Below are 23,608 nucleotides of genomic sequence, written 5' to 3'. Positions count from 1 at the left end.
TCATGCCGACACCTAAAGTACAACGAATCATCGAGCTCAAAGATGTCAACGTCATCCACAAGACTCGTACCGGCAAACTGTTTCGACCCGACACGGTGCATGCCAACAAGGACGTGAATTTCTGGGTGGATCGCCGGGAAGTCGTCGGCATCGTTGGCGAATCCGGCTGTGGCAAGTCCACGCTGGCTCGCGTCATGGTCGGTCTGCAAAAGCCCACGAGTGGCGCGGTCTTCTTCCACGAGAAGCCCCTCAAGCACTCCAGTCGCGATCGCAAGGAAATCGGCCGCTCCATCTCCATGGTGTTCCAGGATCCAGCCACCGCGCTGAATCCGCGCATGACGGTGAAGGATCAGCTGCTCGATCCGCTACGCGTGCACCACATCGGCGATGAGAAATCCCGGCTCAAGCGAGTTCAGGTCCTGCTTGACCTGGTCGGTCTACCGCAGTCCGCACTCGATGTGCTGCCTCGCCAGATCTCGGGCGGTCAGCGCCAGCGCGTGGCCATCGCCCGCGCCCTCGCGCTCGAACCTGACCTCATCATCGCCGACGAGCCCACCTCTGCCCTCGATGTTTCCGTCCGAGCCCAGGTGCTGAACCTGCTCACCGACCTGAGGTCGGAACTCGGGCTCGGTCTAGTGTTCATCTCTCACGACATCAACACTGTCCGTTACATCGCGGACCGCATGTGCGTAATGCTCAAGGGCGAGATTATTGAGCAACAACCCACGGACGATCTATTCGCCTCCCCGCAGCAGGAGTACACCCGCACTCTGCTCGCAGCAACCCCATCTTTGCTCTAAGGAAGTAACAATCATCATGAACGGAATTGTTTCCGGCATCATCCCTCCGCTACTCACCCCATTGACTGAAACCGGGGAGGTGGACTACGAGTCCCTTGGCAACCTCGTGGAACGACTCGTCGGAGCGGGCGTAGACGGCATCTTCGTACTCGGTTCCTCCGGTGAAGTCGCTTTCCTGACCGATGCCGTGCGCGACCAGGTGATCGCCAAGGTCCTTGAGCTTGTCGACGGCCGTTGCCCAGTCTACGCCGGCGTCATCGACACCCAGACCAACCGCGTCATCGAGCACATCCAACGGGCAGAAAAGCTCGGCGTGCAGGCAGTAGTCGCCACCGCCCCGTTCTATGCCATCACGGGTCCAGCCGAGATCGAAGCACACTTCCGTGCCCTCCGCACGGCCACTACTCTGCCGATCATTGCCTACGACATTCCAGTTTGTGTCCACAGCAAACTTGCACCGGCGCTATTGGTGCAACTCGGCGCCGAAGGAGTTCTTCAGGGAGTAAAGGACTCCTCCGGTGACGACGTCTCCTTCCGACGACTCTGCATGCTCAACAAGGCAGCTGGATCCCCTATGAAGGTGCTCACCGGACACGAAGTAGTTGTCGATGGCTCCTATCTTGCAGGAGGAGACGGCTGCGTCCCAGGGCTCGGCAACGTTGACCCAAGTGGCTATGTTCGCATGTGGCAAGCTTTCCAATCCGGCGACCTACGCCAGATGAAGGAAGAGCAAGATCGGTTGGCACGACTCTTTGAAATCGTCTTCACCCCAGTGGGCAAGGTCGGCCCAGCCGCCGGTGTCGGCGCATTCAAGACTGCTTTGGAACTCATCGGCGTCATCAAGACCAACACCATGAGCGTACCGATGACCCCAATCTCTGATTCCGCATCGCGTGAGGCCATCGAGAAGATCGTGCGGGAGGTGGGCCTCATCGACTAACCAACACGTGCCTTACTCACTGTGCCCTGCGACCCTCTTCCTCGCAGGGCACAGTTTTTTAGGCGAACTGGGAGATTACCGGCACCAACTGGGCCAAGGCCTTGCCACGATGCGAGCGTGCGTCTTTTTCCTCTGGTGATAACTCTGCAGAAGAACGCCCCTCGGCATCATCGGGCAGGAAGAGCGGATCGTAGCCGAAGCCCCCCTCGCCACGACGTTCCCGCAGGAGCATGCCCCGCCATTCGCCGCGGGCAATGTGTTCTTCGCCCGACGGCAGCACGAGGGCGCACACTGACACGAAGGCGCAGCCACGACGCTCATCTGGCACGTGCGCCATCTGACCCAGCAGCAAATCGTTGTTTGCTTCGTCGTCCCCATGTCCGCCAGACCAGCGTGCGGACAGCACGCCCGGCATGCCTGCTAGCTCATCGACGGCCAATCCCGAATCATCAGCCAGCGTCGGCAAACCAGTTGCCTTCATACCGGCCCGCGCCTTGATGAAGGCGTTGTCTTCGAAGGTACGGCCGTCTTCGACGGGTTCGTCGTAGGGGTCGACGTCGGAAAGCAGCAAGATGTTGACCCCGGAAATCCCGGCGCGATCGAGCACCCGCTGCAGCTCCGCGGCCTTCTTCTTGTTGTTTGAGGCAAGCAACAGATCCATTAGAGCGGCAGCTCCAGGGCAGCCTTCTGCGCAGCGATTAGGGAGTGCAAACCCTTTTCCGCGGTGTCCAGGAAGGCGTTCATCTGCGCGCGGGTGAAGGTGCCGTGTTCGGCGGTGCCCTGAATCTCAACGAACTCGCCAGACTCAGTCATCACGACGTTCATGTCGACTTCAGCGCGGGAGTCTTCTTCATACGGAAGGTCGAGGCAGACGTGGCCGTCGATAAGGCCCACAGAGACAGCAGCAACTGGTGGTAGCAGCGGGTTGCCCGGCACCACGCCACGTGCCTTGAGAACCTCGATGGCATCGGCGAGGGCGACGTAAGCGCCGGTGATGGAGGCGGTGCGGGTGCCGCCGTCGGCCTGGAGGACATCACAGTCGATGTTGATGGTGTTTTCGCCAAGCTCGGAAAGGTCAATCGCGGCGCGCAGGGAACGGCCGATCAGGCGAGAGATCTCGTGGGTGCGGCCCTTGACCTTGCCCTTCATGGATTCGCGAGGCATGCGGTCATGCGTTGCCGCTGGCAGCATGGAGTACTCGGCAGTGAGCCAGCCTTCGCCGGAGTCCTTCTTGAAGCGAGGCACGCCCACTTCAACGGAGGCGGTGCACATGACGCGGGTGTTGCCGAACTCGATGAGCACGGAACCCGCCGGATTGCTGGTAAAGCCTCGGGTGATCTTGACGGGACGCATTTCATCGAGGGCGCGACCATCGGCGCGAGTAAAAGAAGTCATGTCCTTTAGGGTACCTGCGCCCGGTCAAAAACCACGTGCCGAGTCTTAGAACTCGAAGACCATCCCGGAATCACCGATCACGATCTCGCCGTCAAAGTTCTCACGGGCTGAACGCAGCGCAGCTTCCGGATCACCCCATGGTGGAATGTGCACCAGTACCAGCTTCTTCGCCCCGGCGCGGGATGCCAGGAGGCCTGCTTCTGCGCCAGACATATGCATGTCAGGAGCTTTGCCCAAAGAGGTGTCTCCCCAGGTGGCCTCGCACAGGAAAATGTCGGCGTCTCGGGCACAGTCGACCAGGGACTCAGTGTAAGCGGAGTCCGCGGAGTAAGCGATGGTCTTGCCGGTAGTAGCTTCGGTCACACGGAGGGCGTACGTTTCCACTGGGTGGATGGTCGGGAACGGCGTGATCTGCACGCGATCCACAATGTGTGGCACGCCTGCCTCCCACGGTGTGAAGGCGAAGGTATCAGAGAGGTCATCTCCCCCATCGCGATGTTCCAGCGTGTTGTTCCCGAGGTGAGAGATTGTGTCAGCCGGTCCAAGCAAAAAATGCCGACCCGAGGAAGGCGCAGTTGGGTGGTAGCGGCGCCACACCGCGAGCGAAGGGACATCCAGGCAGTGGTCAGCGTGCAAGTGGCTGAGCACCAGGTGTTGCTCCGCCGGGTTGTCGTATTCTTGCAGCTTGGCCAAGGCACCAGGGCCGAGGTCCATCAGCACGCCAGGTGCGTTGTCCACCTGGACGAGGTAGCCGGACGCCGGATTGTGCGGCGCCCCGGTACTTCCACTGCAGCCAAGAATGGTCAGCTTCATAAACTAACTTTCTCACGTCCGGGCGATTTTTGCTAAAGCAACATTAGATTTTTTCGTGTGGCGAGACTTCAATGATTCCCGGGCCGAGGAAGCGGTGCGAAAGCAGCGCGAACTTGTCGGGGTTGCCGGTGGACTCAAAACTCCTGATGGCAGGCCCTTCCGACAGCATGTCGGTCTCCGTCAGCACTTTCAGCACATCTTTGGCAGTTTCCTCTGCGCTGGATACCAGGGTGACATTATCGCCCATCGCCAGCTGGATAACTCCAGAGAGCAGCGGGTAGTGCGTGCAACCGAGCACGAGCGTATCGACGCCCGCCGCCTGCAGGGGTTCCAAGTACGCCTCGGCTACCCCGAGGATCTGTCTACCCGAGGTGATGCCGCGTTCCACGAAGTCGACAAAACGTGGGCACGGGGCCGCAACGCACTCGATGTGGGGAGCTGCTGCAAACATGTCCTGGTAAACACCGGAAGTGATGGTGCCTTGCGTGCCGATCACGCCGATTTTGCCGTTGCGAGTCGTGGCTACTGCGCGTCGTACCGCAGGCAAGATGACCTGTACCACCGGGATGTCATAGCGCTCGCGCGCATCGCGCAGGAAGGCGGCCGTGGCAGTGTTGCAGGCGATGACGATCATCTTGCAGCCACGTTCCACCAGCTCGTCGGCAATGCGTGTGGCGTGCTCACGGACCTTCTGAATCGGCTGCGGGCCATAAGGGCCATTGGCGGTGTCGCCGATGTAGATAATGGACTCGTTCGGGAGCTGATCGATAATCGAACGCGCGACCGTCAGACCTCCCACGCCGGAGTCAAAAATGCCAATGGGTGCGTCAGGTCCTGGAAGTGTAGTCATAACGATGTCAATAGTAGCCCGCTACATCAGGCGGTGGCCGAGTCGCTTCTGCTCACGCTTTTGAATCAGAGCAATCGGATCATCCGAGGTGATCACGGCGCCAGCAACCAAGCCGCCGATCGCACCGAACAAGTGCCCCTGCCAACTGATCCCCGGATTGTTCGGGAACACGCCCCAGATATAACCGGCGTAGGTAAACGCCAGCAGGATACCGAGAGCGACCTGTCCAAAGTGCCGGTTGAACATGCCTCGGATGATCAGGTACGCGAGCCAGCCGTACACCAGCCCAGATGCGCCAATGTGGTTGGTACCCAGCCCGCCAGTCAGCCACGTTCCCAGCCCACCGATGATCATTGTGAATAAGGTGACCTCCACTACCACCCGGTTGCCACTTAGTCCGATGAGGAAGATGAACATGGCGCCGGGGATGCTATTGGAAATCAAATGCGCGAAGTTCAAGTGCAGAAACGGCCCCGTGAAAATGCCGAACAAGGAGCTTGGGTCAAGGGGATGTACGCCGAAGGCTTGCAGCATTCCGCCGGTCAAGAAGCTGATGATGTGCACAATCCAGATCACCGCCAGATAGATCAAGGCCCAGTTGAAGCCACGGCGCAAGGCTGAATCACGCCTCGCCAGCGGCGCGGGCGGGTTCGCCGGATTGCCGTAAGGATAGTTCATCTCGCACTCCTGCCCGATTCCTTCAGTACTAACCGAGCCTTATGCTAGTACAAGCTCCTGGTAGCAGCTCAGCCCATAGCCGCTCGTCGCATGCACCACGGCATCCACGATTGCGGCGCACACGACATCGGCCGCCGCGGTAGACAGCTGAATCATCTCCTCGAGCGACACTCCGGAACCGTCCCCGATCGACAGCGCGAACAGGGTGTCACCGTCCAAAGGCGAGTGCGCCGGCCGGATTGCGCGCGCGAGCCCGTCGTGCCCGGTCATAGCCAGGCGCTTGGCCTGCGCTTTGGTCACCGGCGCGTCCGTAGCGATCACACCGATGGTGGTGTTCAGCTTGGTTTCCAATCCCTTGAGAGCAGCAAACCGCGCCTTATCGACGCCCCCGACCGCCGGATCACCCCAGAACCTGCCGGTCTCCTTATCGATCACCGCCCCCACCGGATTCGCCACGACCCCGGCCGCGACCGTGTAATTGCCCACTTTGCGCGACGCCTGACCGAAACCGCCGCGCAGTACGCCTGCTGTAGCGCCACAACCCGCTCCGATGGAACCAGAACCTGACTCAGTTCCTTCCAACGCAGCGACTGTAGCAGCGTAGCCATCGTCCGCGGTCGGCCGGTGCTTCGCATCTCCCACTAGAAGATCGAAGATCACTGCACCTGGGACGATCGGCACTCGAATGTCTCCGACGACGGGAAACCCAATGCCTCGTTCCTCCAGCGCCTTCATCACACCGTCCGCGGTGGCCAAACCGAAGGCTGAACCGCCGGAGAGCACCACAGCGTGGACGCGTTCGACGGTGTTGTGTGGCTCCAGCAGGTCAGTTTCCCGGGTTCCCGGTCCACCGCCCCGCACATCCACGGCACCGATTGCAGACTCCGGGACCACGACTACGCTCACCCCGGTGTCCCCGAGACTTTGGTGACCGAGCAGGATGCCGGGGACGTCGCAAAGCATGCTAGAGCTCCCCCATCATCGCTTCGAGGAGGGACTCCTGGTTGAACGCCAGCCACTGGACCAGCATGTCGCGGCTCTCGGCCTCTTGTTCATTGGGAGGCAGATCCCCGGAGGCCAGGTACAGCCGGATGTCGTTGAGACCGGCGAGCCAAGCGTGGGCCTGCTCTTCCGTGGCGACCACCGCCACACCGCCATCCGGGCCAAGGGCATCCGTGATGACCTGCAGGTTTTCCAGTTTCGCGCGGCAGATGTCGTTTTCATGCAGGGCGCGAAGGAGCGAATTGTCGCCCTCGTACTCTTCGTCGCCTTGCATCTCAAAGTCGGGCAACAATCGCGCGAGCGACGGCTCAGTAGGAGCGTCCTTGTGCCCTGAAGTCATGCCCGTGAGCTCGGCCAATTCATCCTTCGGTGCGGTCTGGCACCGGTTGATGAGGGCTTCGGCAACGGCCGCAGCCATATCGCCGAGCACTTCCCGCTCCATCGGTTCCAAAATGGTCGAGAACTTCGGGCCGCGCATGAGCGACTTTTTCTTCTTCCACGCCTGCATGTGTTTATCCTGCCTGCTGCATCGTGGCCCACAGGCCAGCCTTGTGCAGCTTCTTTACGTCGCCTTCAACCTTGTCGCGCTCGCCTGTGCTCACCACGGCCTTACCCTCTGTATGGACCTGCATCATCAGCTCCGTGGCTTTCTTCCGGCTCATGCCGAGTACCGTTTGGAACACGTAGGTGACATAGCTCATCAAGTTGACCGGATCGTCCCAAACGATGCACATCCAGGGCAGGTTCTCACTGGTCATTACATCAACATTGATGGCCTCGTCCAGCTCCGGCGATGCCATGGGAGCCGAAGGCGTGCTCATCTGTAGGTCGCGGTGGTTCATGGTTCACCAGCTTAGTAGGTCTTGTAGCCGTCGGAGCAGCTGACGCTGCGGTCACCCGAGGCTTCGGGCCGGAGAACCCAACCAGCCCCACCGACAGTCGACTAGACTTGCGAATGTGACCTCTCCAACACCTTCTCGCCACACTCCCGGCACTTCTTCCTCATTGCCGAAGACGCGCTCGACGTCCCTTTTGACGGACAAGTACGAGCTCACCATGCTGCAAGCCGCGCTCGCGGATGGCACGGCGCACCGCCAGTGCACCTTCGAGGTGTTTGCGCGTCGGTTGCCCAACGAGCGTCGCTACGGCGTCGTCGCAGGCACCGCGCGCGTGCTCAACGCCGTTGAAGACTACGTTTTCACTGAGGAGCAGCTTGCAGGCCTCGACTTTCTCAACGAAGAAACCCTCGACTACCTGCGTAACTTCAAGTTCAGCGGGCATATCGACGGCTACCGCGAAGGCGAACTGTACTTCCCTAACTCCCCGATTCTGACCGTCCGTGGCACCTTCGCTGAATGCGTCATCCTGGAGACCGTCATTCTCTCCATCATGAATGCAGACTCCGCGATCGCATCTGCCGCAGCCCGCATGGTCACGGCCGCCGACGGCCGTCCAATCATTGAAATGGGCTCCCGCCGCACCCACGAGTACGCTGCCGTGACGGCCTCTCGCGCCGCCTACCTGGCCGGCTTCGAGGCCACTTCGAACTTGGAGGCTGGGCACCGTTATGGCATTCCGGTCTCCGGCACCGCTGCACACTCCTGGACCTTGGTGCACGTCAACGACGATGGGACGCCGAATGAAGAGGCTGCGTTCCGCAACCAGATTGCTTCGCAGGGCGTGGGCACAATCCTGCTCGTCGACACCTTCGATATCGAAAAAGGCGTGGAGACTGCCATCCGGGTGGCTGGCCCTGAACTCGGTGGTGTGCGCATTGACTCCGGCGATCTGGGCATCCTGACCCGCCGCGTGCGCAAGCAGCTCGACGATCTTGGCGCGCACAACACCAAGATCGTGGTTTCCTCCGACCTGGATGAATTCGCCATCGCTGGCCTGCGCGGCGACCCAGTTGATATCTACGGCGTGGGCACCTCGGTGGTCACCGGCTCCGGCGCGCCGACCGCTTCCATGGTGTACAAGGTGGTCGAGGTCGATGGGCACCCAGTGGCCAAGCGATCTTCCAGCAAGATGTCGGTAGGTGGCGGCAAGCGTGGCTTCCGCGCCTGTCGCAAGTCTGGCACCGCCGTGGAAGAGATTGTCACGCCTTTCGACGCCGACGCCCCGACCATCGGTTCTCTGGGTGTCCGCCCACTGACCGTCCCACTCATGCGCGACGGACACGTAGTGCCCGATTTGCCGACGCTCGATCAGTCGCGCGAGTACCTCGCTGCTCAGCTAGTGTCGTTGCCATGGGAAGGCCTGGCGCTATCTCGCGACGAGCCTGCACTGTCCACCCGATTCGTCGGATTCCAAACCCGCCCTTAAACCCCACCAGAGAACTGAAGAACTTCTTCTTCCTCGGCATGGGAACAAATTCCCCCGATGGCGCATCTCATTGTTAGGTGAGCTGTTGGCAGATGGTTCCACCGAAGTAATTGAAGGCTTCTACATCTGGTGGAATGGAGGTGACACATGAGTAACGATATTGATCTCGCTGCAGAGTTCGCAGACGAGGCTAACTACGAGGACACAGCCGTGCTTCCTCCCCTTGAGCAGCTCTACGGCGAGGATGCACTACCTTCAGACTTTGACCTGGAGGCCATGCTTGCCATCGCTACGGATCCGGAAACTCCAGCTCCAGAGGGCGACCTCGTCCCGGAAACTGAAGACTCCGGCTTCGAAGATGCTGACCCCTTCGCGGAAGGACCTGAAATGGATGATCTCCATGCCGATCTAGGCATGGAACCTGACTTCCACGAAGACCCAACCGAGGATCCATTCATAGCTGACGATCCGGCCATGGATGATGCTGCCGGCATCGAAGAGATCGATCCGGGGGTGTAACAGCACATGTCTGAGATCAATCTGACCGGATTCGACGAGTCGACCAATAATGAGGCAGAAACGCTCGCTCGCGCCAAGGCAGGCGATGAGCGAGCGTTTGCTGCGCTGGTCAAGGAAGCCTCGGGGCGCATGTGGTCCGTCTGCTTGTCCATCACCGGCAACAAGCACGACGCCGAAGATGCCATGCAAAACGCTCTCACCGCGGCGTGGCAAAACCTCCACCGCTTCGACGGCAAGGCCCGTTTCTCAACCTGGGCCTACCGGATCGCTTCCAATGCGGCTCTGCAAATTGTGCGCAAGCGCCGTGAACTTCCCGACGACGAAGCAGGCATGGACGAAGTTGCCCCCGGCTCATCCGTTGATGAGCAGGTCACGGCGTCGATCGTGGTGCGCGAAGCGCTGAGCCAGCTTCCCGACGAGTTCCGCGAAGCCTTGGTCCTGCGTGAATACGGCGGACTGAGCTACCAGGACATCGCTGACCAGCAGGGCATCCCAATCCAGACGGTGAAAAGCCGGATCAACCGCGCCCGAGCAAAACTGCTCGAGGCGCTCCGCGAATCCGGCGTGGGCCAGGACTTCTAAGCGCTACTTCTTCAGGAAGCCGAAGTACTGGCCCCACTGGGCCACTTCGTTATCAGTTGGCTGGGCATACTCGTCGAAGAACACGAGGTACTCGTCCTTTTCGTACCACACTGCGATAGCGGTGTACTTGTTCTGTTCGACAGCCACTACCTCTGGCCGATTGCCTTTGGCCTTCTGAAATTCGCGCTTGGTGCTATCGCTGTTCTTCATAGCTTCGTACACGTCCTTGGCAGTGGCGCCCTGGAACACGTCGAAGTTGTTGGTGTAATAGCCGGTATTGGCTGGCGCTGCCGGCAAATCCTTGACAAAGCGGCAGGAGCGGGATTCCTTATCCTTAGCCCAGTCGAGTGAAGAATAGGACTTGCTTGGGTTGTTGCAGTAGTCGATCTTTTCCAGGAACGCCGCTGGCATGATCTCTGCCGTCTTGGAATCCACACGTGCCAGGTGCTTTTCGTCCATTTGCGGGCTGACCTGGAAAGTTTCCTGGCCACCAAGCATGTTCGGAACGATCATTGCACCTGCGCCGAGCACAACCACAGCGGCGATACCGGCGTACAGCCACTTCTTGAATCCGGACCCCGACTTTGGCGTGGCGGAGTTGAAATTCACCATGCTCGCCTTCTTGGCGCTCGGCTGACCTGAAGTTGGTGAGGCGGTCGCTTCGCGAGGCGGATTCGCATACGGGTTGGCATAAGGATCCGACTGTGGCTTGCTGAACTGCTCAGTCGTGGTGGCAGCTGGGTTGACTGCTGGCTGCGCTGCTGTGGTGGAACCATCCGAACCGGCGCTAAAGCCGTGCATAGTAGCGCGCAACGCACCTCGGGAAACGACGGTCTTCGGATCATCCAGACGTTCGACCATGCCGACTTCCGCGAGGCGGTTTTGCACGTGCGGAATGCGAGAAGAACCACCGGTGAGGTACAGCGGGGTGTCGGAACCATTCACGCCAGCTTGTTCCAGTGCAGCGCGCGTGAGTTCCACTCCGCGAGTGACCGACTCCTCAATAATGTTGTTGAACTCATCACGGGTCAACAGGATGTCTCGCTCGCCCTGCGGCGTGGACACAGTAATTGTCGCCGAGGATGCGTCCGACAGCACTTCCTTAGCCTCACGGACGCTGGACTCCAGCGCATGCATCACCGACACCGGAGCCGTCTTAACGTAATCGGCAAAGTCGGGATCGTCGAATTCCAGCTGCGCGATCACCCAGCGGTACATCAAGTTATCTACCGTACGGCCGCCCAACGAGTTATCGCCCTTAGCCGCCACCACCCGGAAGTTGCCGTCTTGCTGCGCCTGCAGCACCGCAATATCCAGGGTGCCGCCACCAAAGTCGAACACGGCAACGTGCTTGCCGGACGGAATCTCCTGCTGGGCTGCGTAGTGCATCGCGGCCGCGCGCGGTTCGGAGATGGTGCGGATTTGGGCGTCGACAAGCCCCGCCCGGCGTCCAGCAGCCAGCAGCTGGCCCAGGGAGTGCGCGGACCACGCCTCCGGGTGCGTCAGGGTGACGGTGGCTGGAGCGACACCGGAATGCTGCGCCTTGGCCTGCTCAATGGCATTGCGGAGGACGGCGGCGACCAGGTCAAGCTCCTGAACCTCACGACCGCCCAGCTGAACTACGTCATGGTCGATGTAGCGCTTCGGAGAGAGCATCAGGTTAGCCGGGTCTTTGCGACCCTGCATCAGCGCATTTTCGCCCGAGGCAATGCCGTCACCAGCCCAGTAGACCGCAGATGGCAACAGGTTCGAACGGTGTGTGAGCGCGAGCGTCTCGATGGCACCCGAGAGCGGCGAAGTGTGAGCAGCTGAGGTATTGCTGGTGCCGAAGTCGATTGCAAGGTGCCAGGCGTCGGTCATTGTCTCATCCTTTGATTTTTGGTTAAAAACTAAAGTTATCGTCGGTGTGATGCACTACTTGGTGGGGATTGTTCCCCAGGATTGTCCGCCCTGCCCTGGTTCGGGGGTGGCCGCCGGAGACTCGGTAATGATGATTTTTTCCGGTTCTCCACCCGGCCATTGCTCGTGGAGGACGTACGTCCACACACCATAACCCGCGGCAGCCAACCCAGCGAGCACAAACAGAAAGACAAGGCACCCGCCGCTCTTCTTCGACTGCGGAGCTAGTGGCGGGGCAGGAAACTGTGTGTCGTCCTGGTACGGGTTGTACGTCATCGCTTGCCTTACATGAAGCCGAAGAACTTCAGGTACTCGTTTTCCTTACCCCGGAAGTCGGTACCGGTGTGAGAGGTCACCAGGATCTTGTCGTGCGGGTAGTACGCCATCCAATCCGGGGACGAATCCTGCGCGCCTTCCAGACCAATGTTGATCTCAGGCTTGTCCGCGCTGGAATCCTGGATCTTCTCCGCCTTGACCTTGGCGTTCTTCTTCATGTCGTTGTACGCCGTTTCCGCGTCGGCACCAACGAAGATGTACTTGGAGCCGTTGTATGCCAGCTCCTTCTCCTTGTCTCCCAGCGCGGAGTACTCCATCAGGCAGGCGTAGTGCTGCGCCGATGTTCCCTCTACCCAGGAGGTGCCGTATTGTCCGGAACGCTTGTCCAGGCAACTGCGGATCTTATCGGTGAATTCCGCTGGTAGAACTCCAAACGTCGACGGCTCGCGGTTGGAAATGTGGCGCTCGCTCTTGGTCGGATCGGTTTGACCAGGGTCGTTCACCGCCGGTTTCGGCGCAGCAGCCGCAGTGGTCTTCGGAGCGGACGAAGTAGACGGCGCGGTGCTCGTTTCCCCACCGGTTTGCGCCCCGGTTCCAGAGTCCTTGCCGCCCATGAAGTTAACGATCACAGCAGCCGCAATCGCGCCAGCCACAACCACACCCAGCACCGCAAACAGCAAGGTCTTGCCGCTGCCGTTCTTGGTCGCAGCGCTTGTCGACGCCATCGGCTGCCCAGCCATAGGCGCTGCCGCAAACTCGCGGGTGCCGGTGGTCTGCGGAGCATTGTTGTACGGATTGACATCCGCCTGAGGAGCGCCCGCAGCGTATGGATTTGCGCCATACGGGTTTGCCTCGGCTTGTGGAGCTGGTGCTTCTTGGTTCATTGTTTGCGGAGCGCTAGCAGCTGCCCCGAACGGCGATGCTGGCGCGATCGACGGTGTTCCGGCGCTGCCCGCGGTGAAACCACTGAGCGTTGCGCGCAGAGCGCCGCGGGAGACCACGGTTTTCGGGTCATCCAGCGTCATCACGGTGCCGATTTCCCCAAGGCGATTTTGTACGTAAGGGATGCGAGAGGATCCACCGGTCATGTAGATCGGTGTAGTGGCCTCATCGACGCCTGCTTGCTGCAGCGCAGCCTGGGTGAGCTCAACCGCGCGGGACACCGCATCCTGGATGATGCCATTGAACTCATCGCGGGTGATGAGGACGTCGCGCTCCCCCTGTGGCGTGGACACTGAGATGGTGGAGGAAGAAGTGTCGGAGAGTAGCTCTTTAGACTCGCGGATCGCTTCCTCGAGGGAGTGCATGACGGACACCGGAGCGGTGCGCACGTAGTCGGCAAAGTCGGGGTCATCGTGTTCAAGCTGGGCGATCACCCAACGGAACATGAGGTTATCCACGGTGCGTCCACCGAGCGAGTTATCGCCCTTGGCCGAAACCACCTTGAAGTTACCGTCAGCCTGGGACTGCAAGACGGCGATGTCCAGGGTGCCACCACCAAAGTCGAAGACCGCAACGTGGCGGCCTTCCTCGATACGCTGCTGGGAAGCGTAGTGAATGGCCGCTGCGCGTGGTTCGGAAATCGTTCGAATCTGTTCCGGCCGTACTCCGGCCTTTTCTGCAGCGCGCTTGAGTTGGTCCACGGAGTGAACGGACCACGCCTCGGGGTGTGTCAGGGTCACCGTCGCAGGGTCAGTGCCTGCGTGCTGGGTGCGCGCCCGCTCGAGAGCGGCTTTGATGACGGAAGCGACGAGCAAGCGAGTATCAGCATCACTTCCAGCGAGCTGAACTTGGTCGTGATCAATGTAGCGTTTCGGGGAAAGCAGCAGCTTGGAGGCATCGCGACGTCCCCGAAGAAGTGCGGTGTCACCAGCCAAAACCTTATCACCCTCAACATAAACCGCGGAAGGCATCAAATTCGAACGGTGTGTCAGCGCCACGGTCTCGACAGCGCCGCTCAGCGGAGCGGTGTGCGCCGCTGAAGTGTTGCTGGTGCCGAAGTCAATAGCAAAATGCCATTCCTGGCTCATGCGCACCTCTCCTTTTTATTCATTGCTGCACGGTCTAACGAACAGATATTAAACCATTTGCAGACCCCAGGCAGGCTGAACGCTTGAATAATCAGCTCATAGCCTTCAGCGCCGCTTGGTAGGCAACAACCAACCGTTCGCGTGCTTCATCCTCAGCAGCAGACAACAATCCCATGGCCATATTTTGCATCTCACCGAGGCGTCGCTGCAGCTCAGCACGTACTTGATCAGCCGGAGCGGCCGCAGGCAAGTCCACCACTTCCGCCGCGGTACGGGCAGCGATCGCCGAACGCAACGGCCCCAACAAAGTGGAATCCGGAGTGGACGCATAGGTATTGCGGTAGCTGCGGTACAGCATGACAAAGTGCATGCCAGGCTGGGATAGCGTCACCGACTGCACCCAGCGGACATGCTCGCGATTGACATTGCCACCGGCCAACTCGTCGAGTACGTCCAACATCCGCACTGCGCGCTGGAGCACAGCAAAGTAGCTGATCTCGCCGGTGAGGATCTCAGTTAGTCGATTGATGCCGGAGCGCTCCACCATCCATTGCATGAGTCCCACCGCACCGTCACGCGCAGCGATCTCACGTCCCGCGATAATGCCGTATTCACCCACCGTATCGAGCAACATGTCTCGCATCTGAGCTGTGAAACCAGGGACGACCGTGGACGGGTCGGGCAGTTCGATGACGTCGAGAAGCTGCTCTCTCCCCAGCGGTGCGAGGTGAGCCAGGGTGCGCGCGACATCGCCAGTAATCCGCCCCACCAGCGCGGACTCGGCCATGAAACCCGAGAGCGGAAGCACCTGAGACACCGAATTCTTCAACTCGCCGGCGATCGATTGCGCGTGCTCACGGGCATAATCTAGCGGGTCGCGGTGGCCGAATGCTCCCTCGCCGAAGGAGTCGGCACGCGAAAGCAGGCCTATCGACGTCAGCGGTGTCATACCCAGCTGGGATAGGAAGAGCTTTTCGTCTTCTCGCGGAGCAGAGTCAGAGAGGAAGACGAGTGAATCAGCCCACGAGCTGGCGCGCTTGGTGTCCTTTTGGCCATCAACCAACACGCGTCGGGTGCGGGCCTCGTTTTCCACAGTGAGGGTGGCCGTGCCAGGTGTGTCGATGAGCGAAAGACGACGAAGCTGCGCATTGGGCAGGAACTGCTCGATGTGATCGACGTTGTCTAGCGGCATGCCCAGCTCAGTGAGCGGACCATTGCCGAGGGGGATTCGCTCTACCTGGCCATCCACGCCGATTACCTCGGCGCGCGCTGGAGCACCATCAAAGTACATGCTCACGGCCATCGTGCACTCTAGGGTGCCCGTCGCCGCAATGACGTGCTGGGTGAGGGCGTTAACGAGGGTGGATTTTCCGGACTTGAGGCGGCCGACCACTGCGACGCGCGGCGGACGCGAGACCATTTTCCGCAGCTCAGAGGCGTGTTCCGCGAGCTCTGGGCCGCCTTGGGCGAGAGCATCCGCCGCTTGGGTGAGCAGGGTTGTCAGCGCGGCGATGGAAGCATCACGTGACGTATCAACGTTCTGGTTCATGTTCATGTTTTACTTCCCCTTCACCTGCGAAGAAACCACTTGTTTCTGCAGCTCAAGCTCCCTAATCATGGCCCCAACGATCTCGCGATTCTTCTGCAAGCGAGCTACCCGCTGCTTACGCTCGGTCTCAGATTCTTGGGCAATGCGGCGAGCCTCTTCGATCTTGTTCTGAATCTCACGCTGTCTCGTGCGCAGATTCGAGCGGTGCCGAAGCATGATTTCCGTGCGCGCGTTGGTAATGATCTGGTCAATCATGCGCATCGCGGAAGACCGGGTGGTGTTTTGCATCTCGCGAATCCACATGATGAGGTGTTGTTTGCCGTTGCGCATTGCGCGATACGCCAGGTTGACGCCAATCCACACGCCACCAACCACTGGGGCGAGCGGGCCAGCGAGCGCCACAGAACCGATTCCCACCGCACCCAACGCGCCAGTGCCAAGCGCGCCCAGGGCGCCAGCGCCCATCACGCCCATGGTCACGACGGTCGGATCCACCAGGTCTTTGGTCTTCTTATCCACTTCCCTATTCATGATTTCCGCTGGCATCAAGGTAGCCAGAATATTGCCCATGACCTCGCGCGTGGAAAGATCGTCCTGCAACAAGTCGCGGCAACTGCGCTCGACATGCTGCAGGATCGACTGCACCGCATCTTCAAGAATGCGCTTGAGCTCAATCTCGATCTGGCTGGTAAACACCTGCGGCTTGCTACGAAGCACCCGCATGCCATCAGCGTTGACACGGTCGGTCCAGTCGATACGCAGCTGCTCGAGGTTTCGGTCAAGGCTCCCCGAAATCTCATTTCGTGCCAGCGTGATGTCGCGCTGGAACAGTTGCTCCCATTCGCTCGTGTCATCACGGAACTGCTCCAGTCGCCCGCGCTCTTCCTCGAGCTTTACGACGGCATCGGAAGACGCAGAGTGCAGCTCGATATCCTCCTCGATGCCCTTCTTAATGTCCATCATAGAAATGCGCATCGTGTCCACCGCGGTGCGCAGGCCAAGGCCCGAAGAAGAAGAAAGCTCCCACCGGATTTGTTTACGCAGGTCGGCCATGCCGGAACGTGCGTCGATAAGCGCGCGGCGCTCTGGATCCGCCTGCGCCATTGCATCCAGGGCGCGCAGACTCGAGACTCCGATGACCGGGATCTCAAGCCCGAGGTGCTGGGAGATAAGGCGGCGGTTGTCGTCGACGATCGAGCGCCAACGACGAATGTTCTTGTCCGTCTTTGTCACGGCAACGATGACGGATCCCACTGTTTCGCGAGCTCGACGCAAGATTTCCATCTCCGGAGCAGTGATGGGTGTGGAGGCATCACAGACCATGAGCAGCACACCGGCTTGGCGCGCTTCGGTTAGTGCTGCTGTAATTGCATGCTCATCCAAACCACCAACACCCGGGGTATCGATGATGGTGATGAGGCCGAGTTCGTCGAAGCCCACCCGAATCTCCGCTGCGCTAGGCAGCAAAAGCGCCGCCTCCTCAGAAGAATCAGCCTTATCGATCTGCTGCACCGCCTGATGAGTCACCCACTTCGGCAGATCCGTGAGCACAATCGGATCCTTGTGATCGCCGCGTACCAACACACAATTCGGATCCTCATCCCATTGCGGGTCAGCGGTAACTCGGATCGGCGCGGAGGTACACATAAGCACGTCTACGGGGAGCAAGTCCCGCTGCCCGACCAAGGCATTCACCAGTGAAGACTTGCCACGCTTAATCTCACCGACCACCACCACGGTTCCCGTGCGAAAATTGGCATCCATAAGGGCTAAAGCATGCTCAGTTTCTCCGGTACGCCCGTACTTGCGAGCAATTTCCGCTGCTCTAGCCACGGACTCGCGGGGCCCTCGTTGGGTTGGTCTATTCAACGGTGCAGTCACTAATCGTTCACTTTCGCTACGTATCAAATGTGGTATCACCTCGCGGAGCTACCCCCGTTTAGGCGGTCTCCCCATTGTGTCCGGAATGTCGCACGACCGCATGTTATCCGGGAAACTTCACGGTAATTCCTAGCTGAATTTTACCCCCGAGGAACATATCCGGCGGTCGGCGCATTCCATAACCGACAGGACAACAGAGAGGTCCTGAACGATACTATCCCCAACACGATGACCAAGATCATCTTCACTGAAAGGTAAACCCAATGTCTGACTACAAGAACAACGCTTCCGAGAACACCACCAACACCGTTCCAGGTGTATTCGAGACCGTCGACGCTGCTGGCAACAAGATTCAGGCTGACATCATCGGTGCACAGGACATGGACCTCGATGGCAAGACCGACACCTACCAGATCGACCTGGACGGCGACGGCAAGGTAGACGGCACCGTTACCGACGCTAACGAAGACGGCCAGGCAGATCGCATGGACCTGGACCTGGACAAGGACACCATCACCGACACCGTAGTGGTTGACTCCGACAAGGACGGCTCTTTCGACCGCGTCTCCGTAGACTCCAACAACGACGGCCTGATCGACACTCACGTCCAGGACATCGATGACAACGGTCGCGTCAACAAGGTCGAGATCGACACCGACGCCGACGGCGTCTCCGACATGAAGGTCAGCGACTTCAACGAAGACGGCAAGGTCGACGCAGTAGCTTACGACACTGACGGCGACGGCAAGATGGACGTTACCCACTACGACCACGATGAAGACGGAAAGGTCGACAGCACCAACGGCCAGGGCGAAGTCTCTGCAACCCAGCAGGCACTCGGCGATCAGGCCTTCCAGAAGGGAATTCCTTCCAACCACGCAGAGCCAACCACCCCAGCACCAACCGCTGGTGCTGACGACACCGCTGGCTCCGCAGCCGGCGCCGCAGCGGGCGCAGCTGGTGCAGCGGCAGCAGCTCCAGAGGCTTCTGCTTCCGAGTCCCGCGCCGAGTCCGCTCCTGAGGCTCCAGCTGCAGCTGGTGGCTCCCGCGACCCACAGGACCTGGACAAGGACGGCGACACCGACGTGGTCTTCATCGACACCGATGGCGACGGCGACGATGACATGCGCGTCTACGACCGCGATGGCGACGGCAAGATCGACAACGTCCACACTGACAGCTCCGCCGGTGGCGCGCACATCTCCGACACCAACGCCGACGGCATCGCTGACTACTCCAACGGCGGCACCATGACCGCATCTCAGGAAGCGATGGGCGACCTGCTTGGCGACGACATCAACGCTGTCGCAGGTGGCGCCGCCGGCGCCGCAGCTGCAGCCCCTGCACCAGAGGCACCTGCAGCCCCAGCTCCAGCTGCACCTTCCACCGAGAACGCCCCTGCAGCTGCAACTTCTCCAAACGGTGTCGAGGTTGACCTCGACGGCGACGGCTACACCGACGGCTTCGTCCAGGACACCAACGCTGACGGCAAGGCTGACATCGTCGAACTGGACACCGATGGCGACAACCTGACCGACACTGTCTGGGTTGACTCCAACTACGACGGCCGCGTCGACGAGCAGCACACCGACACCGATGGCGACGGCCTGACCGACACCGTCCTGGTTGACGAGGACTACGACGGCTACGCCGACGTCCGAGGCTTCGACAACAACGACGACCTGGTCTACGACACCTACGAGAACGTCACCTCTGACCTGGCCCCAACCATCGACATCGACATGAACAACTCTGCCGATGACGCGACTGACCTCGCATAATCGCTAACTCCTCACAGACCGGTCGCCCTCGCTGAATACAGCGGGGGCGACTTTGTTATATCTGAAATTTCCTCCGCCAGTCCCGGCCCACCGACTCTGCATGGGCTCCCCCACTGCAACGGCTAGAGTTATCTTCAGATATCTCACCTGCCGACAAGAAAGCCACAATGTCAGAGTCAGAAGTACCCTCCACTACTGAGTTGCTCGCTTCAGCTGTCGCAGCTCTCGGCGGCGCGCGCCGTCCCGGCCAGGAAGCCATGGCCAATGCCGTGACAAAGGCGATGGAATCGGAGCGACATCTGGCGGTTCAGGCTGGCACGGGTACCGGAAAGTCGCTGGCCTATTTGGTTCCTGCGATTAGGCATGCACAGGAAACCGGCACGACGATAATTGTCTCGACCGCAACCATCGCATTGCAGCGTCAGCTGGTAGAACGGGATCTCCCTCGGCTCGCCGATGCCTTGGAACCGCTGCTGAAGAAGCGCCCTACTTTCGCCATCCAGAAGGGTCGCCAAAACTACTTGTGTCTGAACAAGGTGGCGCAGTCCCAGCAGGATGGCGATGAGGCGCTCCTTGATGAGGCCGATGTGTCGTGGCTGGGCAAGCACGTCGCTCGACTGCATGACTGGGCAAATGAGACGGAGACGGGTGATCGCGATCATCTAGAGCCGGGCGTACCGGATTTGGCGTGGCGTCAACTGAGTGTCTCTGCCCGCGAGTGTTTGGGGGCTGCGCGATGCCCCCACGGCGAGGAGTGCTTCGCTGAGCTGGCTCGTAAGGCGACGAAAGACGTGGACATTATCGTGACCAACCACGCGTTGCTCGCAATCGACGCCCTGGCAGATATCAACATCTTGCCCGAGCACGACGTGGTAATCATCGATGAGGCTCATGAGCTCGACGGCCGGATCACGGCCGTAGCCAGCAACGAGATCTCCGTGACCTCCCTCAACCTCACGGCCAAGCGCGCCGGAAAGCTAGGTGCCGAAGGACGCGAGGACAAGGTCACCGAACTTGCCAAAGAGCTTGACGACGTCTTCGTCGGCGCCCCGGAAGGCCGCTGGAAGGCGATGCCGGAAACCGCGCAGCACACCTTGATCGCGCTCAAAGATGCGTTGTGGTCCCTGCGGGAAACTATTTCACGAGCGCCAGAGGGCGAATCCGCCAATCAGCCGGAACGTTACGCAGAGCGACAATCCTTGGCGAACCATCTGACAGACCTGCACGACGCCATCGTCCGCATCTTGGAGGTCTTCGCGCAGTCGGATCCGGCGAAGCATACCGACGTGGTGTGGCTGTCGAAAGAGGATCGCCGGGGCAACATTTTGAGGGTGGCGCCGCTGTCGGTGGCGGGGCTGTTACATACCCGACTGTTTGAGCAAAACACCGTGGTGCTGGCCTCGGCCACTCTCACCATCGGTGGCAACTTCGAAGCAATGGCGGCAAGTTGGGGCTTGCCAAAAGGCACGTGGGACAGTTTGGACGCGGGCACCCCCTTTGATCCAGCAAAGTCAGGAATTTTGTACACGGCCCGGCATCTGCCGGATCCAGGCCGAGATGGGGTCTCGCCGGAGACGATGGATGAGATTTACGATCTCATCATGGCTGCCGGCGGTCGCACCTTGGGGCTGTTTTCTTCCCGGCGCGCAGCCGAGCAGGTGACTGAGGCGATGCGCAAGCGGCTGCCCTTTGATGTGCTGTGCCAGGGCGAGGATTCCACCGGCGCGCTGGTGGAGAGGTTCGCTGCAGACGAGAATTCGTGTTTGTTCGGCACCCTCACCCTGTGGCAGGGCGTCGATGTTCCCGGCCGCTCTTGCTCGCTGGTCATCATCGACCGCGTTCCTTTCCCGCGTCCTGACGACCCGCTGCTGCAGGCCCGGAAAGAGGCGGCCGATGCCGAGGGACGCAACGGTTTTATGGAAGTGGCTGCCACCCACGCAGCGCTGCTCATGGCGCAGGGGGCCGGACGTTTGCTGCGTCATGTCACCGATCGCGGCGTGGTGGCGGTCCTGGACAACCGCTTGGTAACCAAACGCTATGGCTCATTCCTGCGGAAGTCCATGCCGGCTTTCTGGGAGACAACCAACTCGGACACTGCGAAGGCGGCCCTCAAGAGGCTGGTCGCTCAGTGAGCGGATCCCTGTATCAGGCCGTGTTCGGCCACGATCTCCCCGAAACCACAGCCATGGTCACCGGCGATGCTTCCGTCACCTACCCGGAGCTTGCCGAGCTGATCGACGATGCAGCGGCCCATCTATCCGCACAAGGTATCGGCGAGCGCCACGTGGTGGGCGTGCAACTTCCGAATGGGATTGACTTCGCAACGCTCCTACACGCGACCGCCAAAATTGGCGCTATCGTTGCTCCCCTGCCTATGCACCTGTCGCACCAGGACCGCTCCCAGCTGCTGCGCGCCGTGGACGCGCGGTTGCTCGTCACCGCCGCCGAGGCCCCGCAGCTGATCAAGCCCCGCGGACAGCTTGATTCCCCAACGCCACACATTGATCCTGAGCAGTTGGCTTGCCTACCGTTTTCCTCCGGTACCACGGGTACACCGAAAGCAGTGATGCTCTCCCACCGGGCCCTAGCAGCCAATATCGCCCAGTTTGCCCAGGTACTTCCGCTGCAATCCGGGGAGACCTGCCTGTCCGTGCTGCCGTTCAGCCACATTTACGGGCTCACTGCCCTGCTTAACGTGCCGCTGGCCAAGCGGGCTCGCGTGATTGCCCAGGATTTTGCGCGCGACAGTTTCCTCAAAGCTCACCCAAAGCACCAGGTAAATCTCACGTTCATCGCTCCCCCACTGGCACGCCTCCTCGCCGATGCCCCTCACCTCACCCCGGAGGATTTCCGCAGCTTACACACCATCGTTTCCGGAGCCGCTCCCCTCGACCCTCGAGTCGCTGCCCGCGTCCAGAATCGGCTCGGAGCTAGAGTGATGCAGGGGTTCGGGCTCACCGAAACCGCCCCGGTCACCCACTTAGCGTGGCAGCGGGGAACCGCGCTGGATTCGATTGGGCATCCGCTGCCGGGGACGTCGATAAGCGTGCGCAACCCTGACACCCTAGAGCCGGCGGAGCAGGGCGAGATGTGGGTGAGCGGCCCGCAGGTGATGTCCGGGTACCTCGGCGATCCGGATGCGACCGCGCGCACGCTTATCGACGGCTGGGTCCGCACCGGCGATATCGTCCGCCGGAAACACGATGGGTCCTATGTCGTGGTGGACCGGTTGAAAGACCTGATCAAGTACCACGGTTTTCAGGTGTCGCCAGTGAAATTGGAGCAGCTGATTGCAACGATGCCGGGCGTGACAGACGTCGCGGTGGCGCGTGGCTTTGATTCCTTGGGGGATGAACGACCGGAGGCATTTGTCGTCGGCGCGGTCAGCGCGAATGAAGTGATGACTTTTGTTGCGGATCGGGTGGCAGGTTTTGAGAAGATCCGGGCGGTGCACCTAGTAGACCGGATACCCCGCTCCGCCGCCGGCAAAATTCTGCGGCGGGAGCTCACGAGAACGTAGCTCCTGATACTTGGACACCATCGCGAAGGACAAATAGGGTGCGGTGACCAGGCTGGAAAGATTCATCGTGAAGTTCTCGAGCAAGCGCACCAGAAAGATGACACCGATGGTTGCCCACGCCCCTCCTGGATAACGCGTGGTGAGTTTGGCGGAGCGAATGATCGCATGCATCGGTCCGACCTCAGTTGCGGCAGCGGTGGCAAACATAGTGAGATAGCCAACCACGGGACACCACACCAAGATGAACAAACAAATGGCCAACAAGCCAGGAGTGAGTTCCTCGCCTCCGCCCGTCGCCTGCTGACGGGCCATAGCCGCAACAAAGATGCCAATCGGGAAGAAAACGAGTGTCTTGGAAAGCACATACGCCAGCAGGGGGCTGCCTGCTCCTCGGAGGCTGAAATACGAACGGTAGGTGGGCCTGCGACCTGAGTAGAAATCCACCGCACGGGCATGAGAGACCGCAACGAACAGTGCCATGATCGACAGGAATACTGCCGCAAAAGCAGGAACGACCACCAACCCCACCCGATTGAGATCGTCTTGCGGAAGCTGAGCTACTTTGTCGAAGTAATACAGGCAGGCCACATAACTCGCTGCCAGCAGTGCAAACAGCACAGCCCAGGATAGGGTCGCCCCCACCACTGTTCCCATATGCTGCGACACCGCATCAATTGCCCGCTGAAACGGGCGCGGTTGCTGAGGAACAGGAGCAGGGTGCGGAACTACACCTGGAGTGTGTGGGTAAGGGTTGGTCATGCGGGGTTG

22 protein-coding genes are annotated in these 23,608 nt (G+C 60.3%); 8 read left to right on the top strand and 14 right to left on the bottom strand.

The genetic code is table 11. The annotated features are described in order from the left end of the window. Positions 1 to 2: 2 nt before the first annotated feature. Positions 3 to 800 (top strand): ABC transporter ATP-binding protein, encoded by a 798-nt coding sequence (locus tag CKALI_RS02585; protein ID WP_156191815.1) that lies wholly within the window; start codon positions 3 to 5, stop codon positions 798 to 800. A gap of 16 nt (positions 801 to 816) precedes the next feature. Then, a complete protein-coding gene (locus CKALI_RS02580) occupies positions 817 to 1,740 on the top strand; it encodes a dihydrodipicolinate synthase family protein (RefSeq protein WP_156191814.1) in 924 nt (307 codons plus the stop codon). Positions 1,741 to 1,798: 58 nt separating this feature from the next. Here CKALI_RS02580 and rdgB read toward each other — a convergent pair whose 3' ends face one another. The 8 genes from rdgB to clpS are packed head-to-tail and all read right to left on the bottom strand — an operon-like array spanning position 1,799 to position 7,299. Then, positions 1,799 to 2,401, bottom strand: a complete 603-nt coding sequence (gene rdgB / locus CKALI_RS02575; RefSeq protein WP_156191813.1) for an RdgB/HAM1 family non-canonical purine NTP pyrophosphatase — start codon at positions 2,399 to 2,401, stop codon at positions 1,799 to 1,801. Then, a complete protein-coding gene (rph, locus tag CKALI_RS02570) occupies positions 2,401 to 3,135 on the bottom strand; it encodes a ribonuclease PH (RefSeq protein WP_156191812.1) in 735 nt (244 codons plus the stop codon). Before rph ends, rdgB begins: the two co-directional genes overlap by 1 nt. Before the next feature lie 45 nt (positions 3,136 to 3,180). Further along, the gene (locus CKALI_RS02565) at positions 3,181 to 3,948 is read right to left on the bottom strand and encodes an MBL fold metallo-hydrolase (protein WP_156191811.1); all 768 of its coding nucleotides are present in this window, start codon (positions 3,946 to 3,948) and stop codon (positions 3,181 to 3,183) included. Between the two features lie 43 nt (positions 3,949 to 3,991). Further along, the gene (gene murI / locus CKALI_RS02560; protein ID WP_156191810.1) at positions 3,992 to 4,798 is read right to left on the bottom strand and encodes a glutamate racemase; all 807 of its coding nucleotides are present in this window, start codon (positions 4,796 to 4,798) and stop codon (positions 3,992 to 3,994) included. Positions 4,799 to 4,819: 21 nt separating this feature from the next. Next, the gene (locus tag CKALI_RS02555; RefSeq protein ID WP_156191809.1) at positions 4,820 to 5,476 is read right to left on the bottom strand and encodes a rhomboid family intramembrane serine protease; all 657 of its coding nucleotides are present in this window, start codon (positions 5,474 to 5,476) and stop codon (positions 4,820 to 4,822) included. Positions 5,477 to 5,515: 39 nt separating this feature from the next. Continuing rightward, entirely contained in the window at positions 5,516 to 6,439 is a 924-nt protein-coding gene (locus tag CKALI_RS02550) for a P1 family peptidase (RefSeq protein WP_156191808.1), read from the bottom strand. Position 6,440: 1 nt separating this feature from the next. After that, positions 6,441 to 6,986 (bottom strand): DUF2017 domain-containing protein, encoded by a 546-nt coding sequence (locus tag CKALI_RS02545; protein WP_156191807.1) that lies wholly within the window; start codon positions 6,984 to 6,986, stop codon positions 6,441 to 6,443. Positions 6,987 to 6,990: 4 nt separating this feature from the next. Further along, a complete protein-coding gene (gene clpS, locus CKALI_RS02540) occupies positions 6,991 to 7,299 on the bottom strand; it encodes an ATP-dependent Clp protease adapter ClpS (RefSeq protein ID WP_197079785.1) in 309 nt (102 codons plus the stop codon). 136 nt (positions 7,300 to 7,435) lie between these two features. Between clpS and CKALI_RS02535 the strand changes: the two genes are divergently transcribed. The 3 genes from CKALI_RS02535 to CKALI_RS02525 all read left to right on the top strand — a co-directional run bounded on the left by CKALI_RS02535 (position 7,436) and on the right by CKALI_RS02525 (position 9,904). Beyond that, a complete protein-coding gene (locus tag CKALI_RS02535; protein ID WP_269076358.1) occupies positions 7,436 to 8,803 on the top strand; it encodes a nicotinate phosphoribosyltransferase in 1,368 nt (455 codons plus the stop codon). A gap of 147 nt (positions 8,804 to 8,950) precedes the next feature. Then, positions 8,951 to 9,322 carry a hypothetical protein gene (locus tag CKALI_RS02530; protein WP_156191805.1) on the top strand — a complete coding sequence of 124 codons (372 nt, stop codon included), beginning with the start codon at positions 8,951 to 8,953 and terminating at the stop codon, positions 9,320 to 9,322. 6 nt (positions 9,323 to 9,328) lie between these two features. Continuing rightward, positions 9,329 to 9,904 carry an RNA polymerase sigma factor gene (locus CKALI_RS02525; RefSeq protein WP_156191804.1) on the top strand — a complete coding sequence of 192 codons (576 nt, stop codon included), beginning with the start codon at positions 9,329 to 9,331 and terminating at the stop codon, positions 9,902 to 9,904. Between the two features lie 3 nt (positions 9,905 to 9,907). Here the strand turns inward: CKALI_RS02525 and CKALI_RS02520 are convergent, their stop codons facing one another. From CKALI_RS02520 to CKALI_RS02500, 5 genes are all read right to left on the bottom strand, one after another. Beyond that, entirely contained in the window at positions 9,908 to 11,764 is a 1,857-nt protein-coding gene (locus tag CKALI_RS02520; protein ID WP_156191803.1) for an Hsp70 family protein, read from the bottom strand. Between the two features lie 54 nt (positions 11,765 to 11,818). After that, positions 11,819 to 12,079, bottom strand: coding sequence for a hypothetical protein (locus tag CKALI_RS02515; RefSeq protein ID WP_156191802.1), 261 nt, complete (start codon positions 12,077 to 12,079; stop codon positions 11,819 to 11,821). Positions 12,080 to 12,087: 8 nt separating this feature from the next. Continuing rightward, on the bottom strand, positions 12,088 to 14,109 hold the full coding sequence (locus CKALI_RS02510) for an Hsp70 family protein (protein ID WP_156191801.1): 2,022 nt from the start codon (positions 14,107 to 14,109) through the stop codon (positions 12,088 to 12,090). A gap of 91 nt (positions 14,110 to 14,200) precedes the next feature. Continuing rightward, positions 14,201 to 15,664: a GTPase gene (locus CKALI_RS02505; RefSeq protein WP_156191800.1), complete on the bottom strand. Its 1,464-nt coding sequence runs from the start codon at positions 15,662 to 15,664 to the stop codon at positions 14,201 to 14,203. A gap of 3 nt (positions 15,665 to 15,667) precedes the next feature. Beyond that, entirely contained in the window at positions 15,668 to 17,491 is a 1,824-nt protein-coding gene (locus tag CKALI_RS02500) for a dynamin family protein (RefSeq protein ID WP_231580517.1), read from the bottom strand. Positions 17,492 to 17,802: 311 nt separating this feature from the next. On the opposite strand from CKALI_RS02500, the gene CKALI_RS02495 reads away from it, so the two are divergent. From CKALI_RS02495 to CKALI_RS02485, 3 genes are all read left to right on the top strand, one after another. Next, complete coding sequence (locus tag CKALI_RS02495) at positions 17,803 to 19,320, top strand: hypothetical protein (RefSeq protein ID WP_156191799.1); 1,518 nt, start codon at positions 17,803 to 17,805, stop codon at positions 19,318 to 19,320. Between the two features lie 167 nt (positions 19,321 to 19,487). Continuing rightward, on the top strand, positions 19,488 to 21,452 hold the full coding sequence (locus CKALI_RS02490; RefSeq protein ID WP_156191798.1) for an ATP-dependent DNA helicase: 1,965 nt from the start codon (positions 19,488 to 19,490) through the stop codon (positions 21,450 to 21,452). Beyond that, positions 21,449 to 22,840 (top strand): class I adenylate-forming enzyme family protein, encoded by a 1,392-nt coding sequence (locus CKALI_RS02485; protein ID WP_231580516.1) that lies wholly within the window; start codon positions 21,449 to 21,451, stop codon positions 22,838 to 22,840. Before CKALI_RS02490 ends, CKALI_RS02485 begins: the two co-directional genes overlap by 4 nt. On the opposite strand, the gene CKALI_RS02480 is transcribed toward CKALI_RS02485, so the two are convergent. Further along, on the bottom strand, positions 22,775 to 23,599 hold the full coding sequence (locus CKALI_RS02480; RefSeq protein ID WP_156191797.1) for a hypothetical protein: 825 nt from the start codon (positions 23,597 to 23,599) through the stop codon (positions 22,775 to 22,777). The genes CKALI_RS02485 and CKALI_RS02480 overlap by 66 nt on opposite strands. Between the last annotated feature and the right edge of the window lie 9 nt (positions 23,600 to 23,608).

The organism is Corynebacterium kalinowskii (assembly GCF_009734385.1).
GTDB classification, from domain to species: domain Bacteria; phylum Actinomycetota; class Actinomycetes; order Mycobacteriales; family Mycobacteriaceae; genus Corynebacterium; species Corynebacterium kalinowskii.
Note: the sequence above shows the minus strand (reverse complement) of the source record. Positions and strands in the feature narration are given on the sequence as shown.